We start from the raw sequence: 13,989 nt of genomic DNA on the forward strand, positions 1-13,989 counted from the left end.
TGATGAGGCGGCGCAGTCGCGTGCCCGCGGCCTGGCTGTTCCTGGCGCCGGCACTCGCCATGATCGGCCTGTTCACGGTGGTCCCCTTCGTGCAGGGCATTCTCCTGAGTTTCCAGTCCTGGGACGGGGTGAGCCTGGACACGCCGTACATCGGGCTCGACAACTACCGCTATGTGTGGCATGACACCCAGTTCTGGGGCTCGATGAAGAACGCCGTCCTGTACGGCGCGGTCGGTCTGGTCGTCGCCAACGCGGTCTCGATGGTGATGGCCCTTGCCGTGCACCGTGCCCGCCGCGGGTCCGCGTTCTTCCGCACCGTCTTCTACCTCCCTGGGGTGTTCTCCACGGTGGTGGTGGGCGTGATGTTCTCGTGGTTCCTCGACCCGAACATCGGGATCGTCAACCAGGCACTCAAGGCCGTCGGCCTCGACGGACTTCAGCACAACTGGCTGGGTGACCCCAAGACGGCCGTGATCGCGGTCGCCGCCGTGTTCGTCTGGTACCACTGGGGCTTCGGCTTCATCCTCTTCCTCGCCGGCCGGCAGGACGTGCCCAAGGAGCTGTACGAGGCATCATCCCTGGACGGGGCCCGCGGCTGGGCCCAGTTCCGCTACGTCACCTGGCCCGGGATGTCGCACGTCACCGGCATCGTCAGCGTACTGACCCTGCTCAGCGGACTGCAGATCTTCGGCACGGTCCAGGTCCTGACCGGCGGCGGCCCCGCAGGCCACACCGAGGTTCCCACCCTGCACATCTACCAACAGGCTTTCCAGTACAACGAGTACGGCCGCGCGGCCGCCATGTCCGTCATCTTCGGGCTGTGCCTGATTGCCCTGGCCTGCTTCCAGCTGTGGGTCTCCCGCAGGCTCGGCGGAAGCACCGACCCCCGGACGGAGAAGGGAAGGTGACCGTGAACACTCTTCTCGACCCGGCACCGAAGTCAAAGACGGCGCCGACACCGACGCAGAGCGAGCCGCGAGGCCGTCGAAACCGTCTGCGCGGACCACGGGTAGCCCTGTACGCGCTGCTGATCGCCGGAGCACTGGAAGCGCTGGTGCCGATCCTGTGGGTGCTGAGCGGTTCCCTGCAGAGCGCGAAGCAGCTGTACAAGGGAACCGACCCCATCCCGCACCCCTTCGAATGGGGCAACTTCGCCACCGCCTGGAACGAGGGCGGCTTCAGCCAGTACCTGCCCAACAGCCTCCTCTACACGGCGGCGGCGGTCCTCGGCATCCTGATCATCGCGAGCCTGGCCGGGTACGCCCTGGCCCGCATCGAGTTCCCCGGCCGGGGCGCCGTCGTGGGCTTCATCCTCGTCATCATGATCATCCCGATGCCCGCGTCATTCATCGCCCAGTACAAGCTGCTGATCACGCTCGGGCTCGCCAACACCCGCATCGGCTACATCCTCGTCCTCATCGCCGGCGGACTGCCGATCTCCATCCTGATCATGCGCGGGTTCTTCGCCAGCCAGCCCAAGGAGCTGGAGGAGGCCGCCGCCATCGACGGCGCCTCCCTGCTCGGCACCTTCTGGCGGATCATCCTCCCCCTCGCCAAGCCGGGCCTGATCGCGGTGGCCGTCATCCAGGCCATGGGGGTCTGGAACGAGTACCTCATGGGTCTGGTGCTGTTCAACGACAGCTCACTGATGCCCGTACAGCGCGGACTCACCAACTTCGTGTCGGCCGATTCCCCGCAACAGCAGATCCTGCTCGCCGCTTCAGTCATCGCGGTCCTGCCGATCGTGATCTTCTACGCGATCGCGCAGCGCCACATCATCAGCGGGCTTTCGGCGGGCGCGCTCAAGTAGCCCCGCACAATCAGTCGCTCACTCGACCCGGCAACGACCAGTGAGGAAGCTGCAGTGTCCATAAGAGTCCGGAGTGTGCGTTCCACCCTTGTGAGAGGTGCCGCGGCCGCAGTACTGGCGCTCGCCGCGGCCCTGGCGGGTCCGCCGACGTCCATGGCCGCGGCCGCGGACGCGTCGAGCACGACTCGACCGCGGGTCGATATGCAGCAGTTGCCGGTGCCGCCGACCGTCCCGCAGGACGGCGTGTGCACGCATCCCACCGGCTGCGTCTCGGCCGACTGGAGCGGTATCGGCACACCCGGCCCGGCCAGGGACCCGAAGTATGTGTTCCTGGGCATCACCTACTCCGGGGCGCCGGATTCAGGACCGGCGAGCGTCTACCGCGGCAACCAAGTCCTGGTGGTCCGCACCGACGGGGGCGCCTTCCCGAACGGCGAGGCATGGAAGTGCGTCACGTGCGGCGTGTCCCTGGGCCCCGACATCGACACCAGCCAACTCGTCTACCCGCCCGCGAACGAACTGCCCGACCGCAAGCGCGTCCTGGTCAGCAACGGCATCCTGGAGTGTGGTCCCGACGGAGCGACGTACGCGGTCACCGACCCGCGCTGCACCCCCGCCAACACCCGCATCACGCCCATCTATTGGAACGGCAAGCCGCTCTTCGAGCCCGACAGCAGCGGCATCAACAACGGCCGAGAGTGGCGGCTGAGCCCCGACGGCGTCCATCTGGTCTGGGACGTCCTCGACTTCAGGGCACTCATGGAGATCCCGTACGTCGGACGCCTCTCCTACGACAAGGAGAACCGGCGCTATGAGCTCACCGGGACCTCGGTCCTGGTGAACCTGTCACCGGCGTACCAGCCCCTGGTCGTAGAGGGCGGAAACCAACTGCGCCTCAACCACGCCGGCATGATCGGTGAGCCGCGCGGCTTCACCAGCGACGGGAGCGGGATCCTCGGCATTCAGAGCCTGAACTCCGACAGCATGGACGCCTGGGCCACCGACCTGGCGACCGGAGCCTCGCGGCCGCTCACGCAGCAGGCCCACTACACCGACCCCATGGCGATGTCCCCCGACGGCAAGTGGTTGCTCGCCGACGAGGTCAACGGATCGGGACGCCTCGACTTCATCTCCGGCATGCCGGGCGTCCCCCCGCTCACCGCGGCAGCGGGCACCGCCCCGTACATCTCCGGGATCCGCAACAACGGCAACCGCCGCTTCTTCTCCCCCTGGCTCGTGGACGCGAAGACCGGCCGGGGTTTCCAGCTCAACGCCGGATCCGACCCGAACTGGAACGCCGCCGCCGACCCGGTGTGGCTGGCTGACAGCACCGCCGTCGTCTACACCGAGAACCTGGCCTGCGGCGCCAATCCGGCACCGCACCGCTGCGCCGACTCCACGGAACCCGGGGGCCGCAACAGCCGGTTGATGATCGCCCGCTTCCCCGACCTCAAGCCCAGCGCACCCGTGACGCCCGCGCCGGTCTCGGACAAGACGTGGGGCCAGCCGTACGACCCGAGCACACCTGTGCAGCAGCCGAAGCCCGTGCCGACCGGTACGTACACGCTGCGCGGAAAGGTCCAGGGCACGGCCACCGTGCAGATCACGAACAACAGCTCCGGCACCCAGGCCCTCGGCATCGCCGTCTCCTACAGCAACTACAGCGACGACGGCACGAACATCATCAACGGCACCGAGAAGGTGGAGCACGTCTCCAACACGGCGCTCGGCTGCACCCCCGGCACCGCTTCGGCCCTCGCCTGTGTCACCTGGACCGAGGACCTGACCCTGTCCGGCCGGCACACCGGCACCAAGCGCACAGGCCCCGACGGGTTCACCCTCGGCCCGGCCGCGATGCTCAAGAACGAATTCCAGGCGATCGGCACGCTCACCACGACCATCGACGGAACCACCTACAGCCAGCCGGCCAACGGCATCTGACCCAGGCGGCTCCAGATCCGGACACCGGAGGACACAGACCGGATGACTCTCAACACCCCCGACACCCCACATGAGTTGGCGATCGATTTCGGCGGCGACCGGTTTCCGGTGTCCGGCAGCCGCCCGCGGCTCTCGTGGAAACCTCCCCGCAGCGCCGCGGCGCTGGACGAGGAGTACGAGCTGCAGATCCACATCGACGGCCAACCGGAGCAGATCGCCCTCGTTGTCGGCCACTTGCTTGTCGACTGGCCGATGCGCCCACTGCGCAGTGGTGAACAGATCCGCTGGCGGGCACGGACCCGTGCCGCCACGGAGGCTTCCGAGTGGAGCGCCTGGCACGCCTTCGAGGCCGGGCTCCTGGAGGCGGACTGGACGGCGTCCTGGATCACCCCGGCCGACGATCCCCAGATCGCGCAGCTAGCGCCCGGCACCCGGCCGGCGCGCACCCTGCACGCCACATTCAGCACGCCGGGAGTCGCCCGTGCCCGCCTGTACGCCACGGCCCTCGGGGTGTACGAGGCGTTCGTGAACGGCAAACGCGCCGGCACTGTCGAACTCGCGCCCGGCTCGACCTCCTACGAACGCACCCTCTACGCCCAGGCCGCCGACGTCACCGCATCCATCCACCCCGGCGTCAACAGCATCGAGATCGTGTTGTCCGACGGCTGGTACCGCGGCCAGGTCGGAGCCTTTCGCAAACCCGCCGGCTGGGGCGAACTCCTCGCGGCCCGCCTGGAGTTGCATCTCGACCTCGCTGACGGGACACGCCAGATCGTCCGCACCGACGAGCACTGGACCTCCACCTTCGGCTCCATCACCCGCGCCGACTTGATGGATGGTCAAATCACCGACCTCCTCGCGGCTCGGGGACCGGCGCTTCCGGTCCTCGTCGACGCCGTGACGGCACCCCCGATCGACTGGTCCCCGGCCCCGCCCGTACGCCACATCGAGGACCTGCCCTGCCGCGCGCTCACCCGGCTGCAGAGCGGCGCCTGGATCGCCGACTTCGGCCAGAACGCCTCCGGCTGGCTCTCGCTCACCGACCTCGGCCCGGCCGGCACCCGCACCGTGATCGACCACGGCGAACACCTCGACCCGGCCACCGGCGACCTGACCACCACCCACCTCGACATCCAGCGCCCCGGCGACCCGGTCACCGTCTTCGTCCAGCACGACGAGATCACCTCCTCCGGCGCCGCTGGCGAGACCTTCGAGCCCCGCCACACGGTCCACGGATTCCGCTACGCACGCCTGGAGCGCAGCGCCGCCCCACTGGACGCGTCGGACCTCACCATGCGGGTGGTCCATACCGATCTGCGCCCCACCGGTACCTTCTCCTGCGGCAACGAAGACCTCAACCACCTCTACGACGTAGCGCGTTGGAGTTTCAGGGGCAACGCCGTCGACGTACCCACCGACTGCCCGACCCGCGAACGCATCGGCTGGACCGGCGACTACCAGGTCTTCGCGCCCACCGCCGCACGCCTCTACGACATCCACGGTTTCAGCCGCAAATGGCTGCGCTCGGTCCGCGACGACCAGCTCGATGACGGACGCATCGCCAACTTTTCCCCCGACGGACGACGCATCAAGCTCCACACCGACGCGCGCCTCGACTCGATGACCGGCTCCGCCGGCTGGGGCGACGCCATCGTGCTCGTGCCGTGGCTGCTGTACGAGACGTACGGCGACCGCCGGGCCCTCGGCGAGAACTGGGACGCGATGGTCCGCTGGGTCGACTTCGCGCTGACCACCGCCCGAACCGCCCGCCACCCCTCCCGGGTGGCCCGCTCCGTCGAACCTCTCCCGCACGAGGAGTACCTCTGGGACGGCTCCTTCCACTGGGGCGAGTGGTGCGAACCGAAACCCCGCACCTCGGACGGATCCCTCCTCCAACCGGCACAGAATTGGATGGAGACCGACAAGGGCGAGGTGGGTACCGCCTTCCTGTACCGGTCCTGCGTCACCCTCGCCGCAGTCGCCGATGTCCTGGGCCGCGCAGCCGACAGCGCCCGGTACGCCCGCCTTGCCCAGCGGGTCAAGGACGCCTGGTGCACGGAGTTCCTGGACGAAACCGGCCGCACCACCGTCGACACCCAGGCCAGCTACGTCCGCGCACTCTCCCTCGGCCTTGCCCCCGACGAGCTGCGCGACGCGGTCGCCGCACGCCTGGCCGAGCTGATCCGCGAGGCCGGCACCCACCTGGGCACCGGCTTCCTCTCCAGCGCCGACCTGCTGCCCGTCCTCGTCGACACCGACCACGCCGACCTGGCGTACGAGGTCCTGCTTCAGCGCACGTCGCCGTCCTGGCTAGGCATGCTCGACCGGGGTGCCACCACGATCTGGGAGGAGTGGGACGGCGTCGACGAGAACGGCGACGCGCACGAATCCCTGAACCACTACAGCAAGGGCGCGGTCATCCACTTCCTGCACACCCACGTGCTCGGGCTGCGACAGGCCGAAGGCTCGGTGGCCTGGGAGCGGTTTGTCGTGGCGCCGGTGCCACATCCGTCGGTGGGCTGGGCGCGTGGCACTTTCGTCAGCCCGCGCGGCACCATATCGGTCGAATGGCGCACCGAGGGCAGCGAACTGCACCTGGCCGTCGACGTCCCGCCGACGGCCACCGCCACCCTCATCTTCCCTGATGGCGAGGAACTGGCCACGGGCCCCGGTCGGTTCACGGCACGCCGGGGCTGAGGTTCTCCTGTTAGGCGCTTCTCGGCGGCGTCCAACAGGACCGGGCGGCACGGGGGAGGGTGGTCCGCTCCGCTTCTTCAACGCACGGTGGGTGCAGCCGTCAGGCGTAATGCGCACTCTGCCCAGCGAGCGCGTCCTCCTCGGCGGGCTGCTGCGGGACGCTCCGCTGTGCCGCCAGGCCGGTGGGCGGGTCGTGGTCCGGGCGACGGGATCGATGGACACCGTCCACCCTCAGTCCCGAGGTCCGCACGCGGTGGGCCGCGCATCCCATGCGGAGCCACCACGGCGGCATCAAATCCAGCACCCAGTCGCCGGCCCTCTGGAGCTCACCTACCAGCCGCTGGATCTGCCCATGTCCGCCCGCGAAGCGCGCTCCCTGACCCTTTACACCGCCGAGCCGGGCACCCCGAACGAAGACCGGATCAAGGTCCTCTCCAGTTGGGCAACCACCCCGGCCGGGCGCCCGAGAAACGGTGCGAAGAAGTCCCACCACCTAAACCGGAAGATCGTTAAATGTCGGCAAGCGACCACTACTGAACCTACCGATGCTCATGATCACGCAGAAGTGCTCGATCGCTGCTCATGATCACGTGGAAATACTCACCACCCCGCGGAACCTACACCAAGACCGCCCTCCTGCCCGCCGCAGTCACCGCACATGGCGAAGTGAGTGAACGCCGGACGCGTTCAGAGTCCACGTGGGCCTGATGTCCAGCTCCTCCTCGAAGAGTCGCTCGCACTCACGAAATGCCCGGTGAGCGCCCGCCGAGTCGCCTGCGGCGAGGCGGGCCGCCGCCACGACTTCGTAGGCTGGTTCGACGAACGGGTCATGGGCGAGAAGACGGCGGCAGGCGGCAATGGCCGCTGTGTGGTCGCCGGCTTCCAGCAACAACTCAGCTGTCGCCAGGGTGAGTTCGGTGAAGCGGACCGCCAGCTCGTCGCGTACGGGAATCGCCCACTCGAAGGCCGGATAGTCGTGGAGGAACGGCTGTTGGTAGGCGCCCAGAACTTTCTGGCCTTCTGCCGGGTCGCACTCCGCGGACGCCAGCAACTGGTCGGCGTGTACGCGGAATTCGTCGGCGTCGATGGTCACGCTGTGCGGGTCGAGCCAGATCCGGTCCGCGGATGTGCGCACGAATCGGGTGGGCTCGCGCGGCGCCCGGTCGGGCTCGAGCACATGGTGCAGCGCGTGCAGGGCCACCCGGAACCTGACGCTCGCCTTCTCGCGTGACAGCTCCGGCCACAGCTTGTCCTGAAGCTCCGAGCGGCTCTGGGAGTGGCGCTCGCTCGCGCACAGCAGCAGGAGGATCTCGATCGCTTTGCGGCGCCCGAACGACTCCGCGGTCAGGGTGGCGCCTCCACGGTCGACCGCGAATCCGCCGAGAGTCGTCACACGCAGTACGGACTGCGCCGGTGGAGACGGGTGGGTGGTGGTGCCGTCGGCCGGCGGGCTGATCCGGCCCTGCAGGTAGGCCACGTGGGCGGCGGCGCACCCCTCGGCCTGCGCTGCGTCGAGCCACGCCCGTCGGACGGCTTCCTCTGTGATCCCCAGCCAGCCGGGGGTCAGCCAGATGTCGGTGAGGTTGAGATGCACCGTACGCGTCAGCACGTCCTGTGCCCGCGCGGCGAACGCGGCCCGATCCCCCTCGGCAAGGTCCAGCGACGCCAGCCATTGGTCGCAGAGCAGCGGCACGAGCGCATCGCCGCACTCGTGCGCCAGCTCCCGGGCCTCCTGGAGCCACGTGCGGGCCGTCGGGTCGTGCCGACCCGCCAGTGCGGCGCCGATCGACAGTCGGGCCATGGCTTCGAGGTAGCGGTCTCCGGCAGCGGCCAGAATCTCGACCGCGTCGATCCCGAAGCGCAACGTGTCCTCAGGCCGCCCCATCCGATCAGCGAGGACCGTCAGGCCCATGAGGGGCTCGGCCCGGAAACGGTCGACGCCGAGCCGCTCGGCGAGTTCGAGGGATTCCAGCAGGTGCTGGTGGGCCTGACGGACGTCGGTGGGGCCGGAGCCAGTGATGAGGGCCAGCCCCAGGCGACCGGTCGAGACGCAGGTGAGCAGCGGGGAGCGCAGGTCGCGCCCCAGACCGATCCCGACTCGAGCGTGCTCGGCCGCCCGGCCGACATGCCCCAGGAGTGCGTGCATCCAGGCGAGCAGAGCCGAGCTCTCGCGGTGGGCCATCGGGATGCGGCTGTGGTCGTCGGTGAACCGCTCCAGAAGGCTGCGCGCCTCCAACAGCCTGCCCTGACGCACCAGCAAGCGGGGGCGCAGTGCGGCGGTGTGCGCGTCACCCGCGCGCTCCAGCAGGCGCGCGGCGTGGGCCAGGCGACCACGGTTGATCTCGTTCTCGATGCGCGGCGCGAGAAGGTCGTGCCCGTGCGGGCCGACGGCCGTGAGGCGTTCGAGGACCTGCTCGGCGCGCGCGGGGTGCACCGTGTCGAGATGAACGGCGAGCTCTGCCCGCAGTGCTTCACCGAGGTCTTCGCCAACTTCGGGGCCGGCTTCGGGGCCGATGAGCTGTGCGGCCCGGCGCGCGAGGTCGATGGCCTCGTCGAACCGGCTGCTCAGGCGGACCGCGTGACTGCGGGCGACGAGGAGCGCCGGGTGCTCGTCGAGGGCGGGGCCGAGGTCGTCCGTCAGGGCGAGGAGGGTGAGGTGACGGCCGGAGGCCAGCAACTGCCCGGCGATCACGGCCACATCGCGCGCGGCGGCCTCGGGCTGCTGCGATGCCAGGGCATGGGTGGCCGCCCGCTCGTACTCGCCACCCGCGCGGTGGTGGCGAGCAGCGGCGGCATGCAGTTCGCGCCGTCGCGCGGGGTCGATCTGGCTGATGAGGAAATGGCGGAACAGGTGGTGCATCCGGTAGGAACCCGCGTCCGTCTCGGCGCAGAACAACCCCGCTGCCGCGATGCCCCGCAGCGTGCGCGCCGCCACCCCCGTCGTCGTGCCGGCAACGGCGGCGCAGGCTTCGGGCGTGAGCGGGGACAGAACCGACACGTCGAGGAGGAACCGCTGCACGTCCAGGGGCTGCTCGGCGAAGACCTGGTTCCCGAGGAAGTCGAAGGCGGCGTCCCGCCCCGCGGGCAGCGCCGCGAGCAGTTCCTCGGCAGCGTGGTGACCGCGATGCAGGCGGCGGCCGATCAGCGACAGGGCGATCGGCCAGCCCTCGGTCTCCTCGACCAGCACCTCGACCACGGGCGGCGGCAGGCTCACCCCGAAACGGGAGTGCAGGTAAGCGACGGTCTCGTCGTCGTCGAACGCGAGCAGGGCACGGTCGATGACGCGCACCGCGTCGTACCTGGCGTTGCGGCCTCCCCAGGACTCGGGACCGAGGTGGGTCCGCGACGTAGCGACGAATTGCACCCTCGCCGGGAGAACGTCCACGAGCCGCCCAACGACCGCGTCCACCGGAGAGCCGTGGACCACGTGGTAGTCGTCGAGCACGATGTACGTCCCGCCCGCCGCGGCCCACTCGTCGATCCGGTCAAGTGCACGGTCGAGCAGGGCGGACCAGCTGCCGCTCGGCGACTCTGGATCTCCGGCGACTTCCTGTGTGGCCGTCACGGCGGCGGTGAGGTGCGCGAGGAAGGTGTGCGGGTCCCGGTCCGCAGGGGTCAGGGCGTACCAGGCCCGGTGGGCACCTGTCGTCACCGCGTCGACGAAGGTGGTCTTGCCGTACCCCGCATCCGCCTCGACGCAGACCAGCGGCACGTCGGCCGCGGCGACGAAGGCGGCCGCGGCTCGCGGCCGTGCGATCCGCGCCGCGACCGGCCTCGGCGGCCGCAGACGGGTACGGACGATCTCGGTCACCACCGCATCGTAAGTCCGCTCTGCGGCCACGAGGTCTGCTCCTGTCCCGGTCCCTGTCCCGACCGATGTCGGCCTGCGCCTGGCCATGTGCTCCGGCCTACGCCTTGGCCACTGCCTCCGCGCCAGCCACGTCCACGTCAGTACCCGGCGCGCCTGTCCCGTCGGCACCGGGAACGGCCTGTGGATCACGTCGTACGGACGCCGGGTTGGTCTCCCGCAGCCGCCAGGCGCAACCGGTCGTCACCAGCCCCATCACGGCCACGAAAACAGCTACCGACCAGGTCGCTCCGGTCCGGGCGATGAGCGCCGTCATGATCACCGGCGTGCCACCACTGACGGTGATCGCGGCGAGCTGGTAGGCGAGTGAGGCGCCCGACAGCCGGACCCGGGGAGCGAAAAGTTCACCGAGGTAGGCCGCCAGCGGGCCGAAGGTCAGGGACTGGAAGACCGCGCCGACGGTGACAGCCACGAAGAGCATCCCCAGTTTCGCCGTGTCCACCAGCCAGAAGTACGGGAAGGCCCAGACGACGAGCGCGACGGCTCCCACCAGGATGACGGGGCGCCGCCCGAAGCGGTCGGAGGCGGCCCCCGCGGCGAGCGTCGCCGCCACTGCCACGAGGGAGCTCAGCAGCGATCCGGTGAGCAGTGCCTCACGGTCCATCCCGAGCTCGGCGGTGGCGTAGGCCAGGACGCCAGTGTTGCTGATGTAGAAGAGGCAGTTGGTGGCCGCGAGCAGACCGCAGCCCAGCAGAATCGAGCGCCAGTGGCCGCGGACGGCCTCCTTGAGCGGCGCCTGCGCCACCTGCGGACGGGCCCCGCGCTCCGCACTGCGCCGCAGCTGCTCGAACTCCGGAGTGTCCTCGACCTTGGTCTGGATGAAGAGCACGACGGGGAACAGCAGGGCGCTGCAGAAGAACGGGACGCGCCATCCCCAGCTCAGGAAGGTGTCGTCGGAGGTCAGCTTGGTGGTGAGCAAGAAGGCGGAGTTGCCCAGGATGATGCCGAGCGGCACGCCCATCTGCCCGAAGGTCCCGGCGAACCCACGCCGCTTGGGGCTCGCCGACTCGGTCAGCAGCAGCACGATGCCGCCCCATTGACCGCCGCAGGCCAAGCCCTGCGCGAACCGCAGCACGACCAGCAGCAGCGGCGCGGCCACACCGATGGTGCCGGCACCGGGCAGGCAGCCGATCAGGAAGGTGGCCAGACCCATGCCCAGCAGGGCGACCACGACGACGGGCTTGCGCCCGTGCCGGTCCCCGAGGTGGCCGGCGATGGCTCCGCCGATCGGCCTGGCCAGGAAGCCCGCCCAGAACGTGCTGAACGAGAGCAGCGTCCCCATCAGCGCGGAGGAGTGCGGGAAGAACACATGAGGAAACACGAGGGCGGCAGCGGTGCCGTACAGAAAGAAGTCGTACCACTCGATCGAGCTGCCGAGCAGACCGGCGGCAAGCAGTTTGCGCTGCGCGCGCCCAGGTAGCTGGTCGGGCCCACTGGCGAGTGGCGGCGGGCCTGATTCATGGTGAGTCTTCATGTGCGGCTCCTTCTTCTGGCAGGCCAGGCTTGGCCGGGGACATGCGGAGGGGTCTGAATCGCTTGCCGGGGTGCTGGGGGTCCCGCCTCAGCTACCGGTGATGAAGTCGGCCAGAGCGGCACTCCAGGCGGCACGTTCCTCGATGAACGGGACATGGCCGCTGTTCTCGAAGTAGGTGAGGGAGGCGCGGGGGATGTCCTTGGCTGCCGCCTCCGACCACCGTGGGTCCCAGATCTCGTCGTGGCGTCCGCAGAACACGGCGACCGGGATCGTGATGTCCGCGAGACCGGGGCGCAGGTCCTCGGCGAGCAGCGCCTCGAAGGACTTGAGGCCCACGAACGCGGGCACCTGCAGGCCGATGCGGATCATCCAGTCGCGCCTCGGGGCGAGATCGGTACGGTGAAAGTTCTGGCCGTACAGGCCCTGGATCGTCTCCACCCTGCTGAAGCGCACGGCGTCGCACAGCGCCTGGGCGCTGTCCTCGGGACCGCCGTACGGCGCGTCGGGGGCCTGCAGAAAGCGGGGGCCTGACCCGGTGAGCACGAGCCGCGCGACCGGCGCCCCGATGGTCTGCACGAACTTCAGGCCGATGTGGCCGCCCATCGACCAGCCCACCAAGGTGACGTCCTCGAGGGACAGCTCGCGCATCAGCGTGGCCAGGTCGGCGCAGAACGTCGCGTAGCCGTAGTCACCCCACGGCTTGTCAGACACTCCGTGGCCCCGCAGATCAACGGTGATGACGCGGAACTGGTCGGCCAGGTCGAGCACCTGGTAGTCCCAGACGTCTCCACTGCCTCCCCATCCGTGCACGAACACGATGGGGCGGCCCGTGCCCCGGTCCTCGTAGGCCATACGGACACCGGGCGCCACATCGACATACGGCATGAGCTTCTCCTCGTTGTGATTCCTGCGAAGTGATGGGTGAGCGTGCGGCTACGGCGTTACGCCGCAGTTACAGCGCCGCCAGGGACGTCGGTCTGGCGTGGCACCGTGGCCTCGTGCAGCGCCTCGCAGCCGGCATTCAGGCGTTCCTTGCGTGGGTGCGTGAGCCCGACGGTCACGGTCGGGCCGCCCGTGACGGTGGCCGCAGAAGCGTCGGCCAGGGGCCGGGTATCGACGTAGGGATGACCACGGTTTTCATCGACGAGCACGCAGCACGGGTGGTCAGCATGATTCCGCCCGTGGACGGATGGGGACGGCGAGGCCCGGGGCGGCACCAGCACGCGCGAGATGGTCACGAATGGCCTCGTTGACGTCCCCGGGACGCTCCAGCCAGCACAGATGACCAGCGCCGCGGAGGGCGATCCTCTGCGCCTGCGGGAGCTGACGGCCGAGCTCGGCGAGGTTCTCGAACGGCACGACGCCATCGGCGGTGCCGTGAATGCCGGTCACCGGCTGGTGAGGTCCCACACCCCGCAGGCCGTGGGTGAGGAACTCCTCGCACGCCGCCGACTGCGCCGCCCAGGCTTCCGGCGACACGGGTGAAGCCATGCGGGCGGCCAGCAGCTCCGCATACTCCCGGGAATGCGCTTCGGTCCAGCCGGGAGCGAAGGAGTTTGGCATGGTCCGCCGCGCGAACTCTTCGCTGGGCAGGTGCGCGTGGTCGCGCCACAGCATGGCCGTCTGCTCGGGGACGGGCAGCGCACCGGGACCGCCTGGCGAACTGGCGATCACGACCACCGACGCCACCAGGTCAGGATGCGCGGCTGCCAACTGCAGCGAGACGTATCCCCCCATCGAAGTACCCATCACGTGGGTTGGTGGGGAGCCCAGCGAGCGCAACACGGCCGCCGCGTCATCAGCCAAGGTGTCGATGGAATACGGACCGGTCGGTGCGTCGGATTGCCCGGTACCGCGGTTGTGGAGTAGCACCAACTGGTAACCGGCAGCGAACTCCGCTCGCTGTGGTGCCCAACTCCACGGCCCGTAACCCAGACCCGGGACGAGCAGTAGCGTCGCCACCGCCGGCCGCGCGGGAACGATGACCTTGGCCGCGATCGTCGCCCCATCGGGAGCAGTCACATACAACAGCCCGGCGTCGCCGTCCTCCATCAATACCTCCTCAGGCGTGGTCGATGCCTGAGGTTCGGGTGCACCCGTTTCATCAGCGTTACAGCCAGGGAGCAACCCGTCCGAGCCCCGAGACAGGGGGACGCAAAGGATGCGCATTCCTCTACCCGGGGCAACGCGTCGGTTTCC

At 69.4% G+C, this 13,989-nt stretch carries 10 protein-coding genes; 5 read left to right on the plus strand and 5 right to left on the minus strand.

All coding sequences use genetic code 11. The annotated features are described in order from the left end of the window. The first annotated feature begins 2 nt into the window (after positions 1–2). From OHO83_RS37655 to OHO83_RS37675, 5 genes are all read left to right on the plus strand, one after another. On the plus strand, positions 3–908 hold the full coding sequence (locus OHO83_RS37655) for a carbohydrate ABC transporter permease (RefSeq protein ID WP_266667769.1): 906 nt from the start codon (positions 3–5) through the stop codon (positions 906–908). Next, positions 905–1,810 carry a carbohydrate ABC transporter permease gene (locus OHO83_RS37660; RefSeq protein WP_330280444.1) on the plus strand — a complete coding sequence of 302 codons (906 nt, stop codon included), beginning with the start codon at positions 905–907 and terminating at the stop codon, positions 1,808–1,810. The genes OHO83_RS37655 and OHO83_RS37660 overlap by 4 nt, the downstream gene beginning before the upstream one ends. A gap of 75 nt (positions 1,811–1,885) precedes the next feature. Then, positions 1,886–3,751: a hypothetical protein gene (locus OHO83_RS37665; protein WP_330280445.1), complete on the plus strand. Its 1,866-nt coding sequence runs from the start codon at positions 1,886–1,888 to the stop codon at positions 3,749–3,751. A gap of 42 nt (positions 3,752–3,793) precedes the next feature. After that, positions 3,794–6,448: an alpha-L-rhamnosidase gene (locus OHO83_RS37670; RefSeq protein ID WP_330280446.1), complete on the plus strand. Its 2,655-nt coding sequence runs from the start codon at positions 3,794–3,796 to the stop codon at positions 6,446–6,448. Positions 6,449–6,662: 214 nt separating this feature from the next. After that, positions 6,663–7,034, plus strand: a complete 372-nt coding sequence (locus tag OHO83_RS37675) for an MmyB family transcriptional regulator (RefSeq protein WP_330280447.1) — start codon at positions 6,663–6,665, stop codon at positions 7,032–7,034. Positions 7,035–7,097: 63 nt separating this feature from the next. Here OHO83_RS37675 and OHO83_RS37680 read toward each other — a convergent pair whose 3' ends face one another. The 5 genes from OHO83_RS37680 to OHO83_RS37700 all read right to left on the minus strand — a co-directional run bounded on the left by OHO83_RS37680 (position 7,098) and on the right by OHO83_RS37700 (position 13,842). Next, positions 7,098–10,259 (minus strand): BTAD domain-containing putative transcriptional regulator, encoded by a 3,162-nt coding sequence (locus OHO83_RS37680; RefSeq protein ID WP_330280448.1) that lies wholly within the window; start codon positions 10,257–10,259, stop codon positions 7,098–7,100. Positions 10,260–10,356: 97 nt separating this feature from the next. After that, positions 10,357–11,790 carry an MFS transporter gene (locus OHO83_RS37685; RefSeq protein ID WP_330280449.1) on the minus strand — a complete coding sequence of 478 codons (1,434 nt, stop codon included), beginning with the start codon at positions 11,788–11,790 and terminating at the stop codon, positions 10,357–10,359. Between the two features lie 87 nt (positions 11,791–11,877). Beyond that, positions 11,878–12,675, minus strand: a complete 798-nt coding sequence (locus OHO83_RS37690) for an alpha/beta fold hydrolase (RefSeq protein WP_330280450.1) — start codon at positions 12,673–12,675, stop codon at positions 11,878–11,880. Between the two features lie 56 nt (positions 12,676–12,731). Then, positions 12,732–12,941, minus strand: a complete 210-nt coding sequence (locus tag OHO83_RS37695) for a hypothetical protein (protein WP_330280451.1) — start codon at positions 12,939–12,941, stop codon at positions 12,732–12,734. Positions 12,942–12,954: 13 nt separating this feature from the next. Then, the gene (locus tag OHO83_RS37700) at positions 12,955–13,842 is read right to left on the minus strand and encodes an alpha/beta fold hydrolase (RefSeq protein ID WP_330280452.1); all 888 of its coding nucleotides are present in this window, start codon (positions 13,840–13,842) and stop codon (positions 12,955–12,957) included. Between the last annotated feature and the right edge of the window lie 147 nt (positions 13,843–13,989).

Origin of the sequence: Streptomyces sp. NBC_00569 (assembly GCF_036345255.1) — a bacterium.
In the GTDB taxonomy this organism is placed as follows: domain Bacteria; phylum Actinomycetota; class Actinomycetes; order Streptomycetales; family Streptomycetaceae; genus Streptomyces.

Bases quoted from the DNA above. Each gene is read 5' to 3' on its own strand.
- OHO83_RS37655 (WP_266667769.1), top strand. From the start codon at position 3: ATGAGGCGGCGCAGTCGCGTGCCCGCGGCCTGGCTGTTCCTGGCGCCG.
- OHO83_RS37670 (WP_330280446.1), top strand. From the start codon at position 3,794: ATGACTCTCAACACCCCCGACACCCCACATGAGTTGGCGATCGATTTC.
- OHO83_RS37675 (WP_330280447.1), top strand. From the start codon at position 6,663: ATGGACACCGTCCACCCTCAGTCCCGAGGTCCGCACGCGGTGGGCCGC.
- OHO83_RS37685 (WP_330280449.1), bottom strand. From the start codon at position 11,790: ATGAAGACTCACCATGAATCAGGCCCGCCGCCACTCGCCAGTGGGCCC.
- OHO83_RS37690 (WP_330280450.1), bottom strand. From the start codon at position 12,675: ATGCCGTATGTCGATGTGGCGCCCGGTGTCCGTATGGCCTACGAGGAC.
- OHO83_RS37700 (WP_330280452.1), bottom strand. From the start codon at position 13,842: ATGGAGGACGGCGACGCCGGGCTGTTGTATGTGACTGCTCCCGATGGG.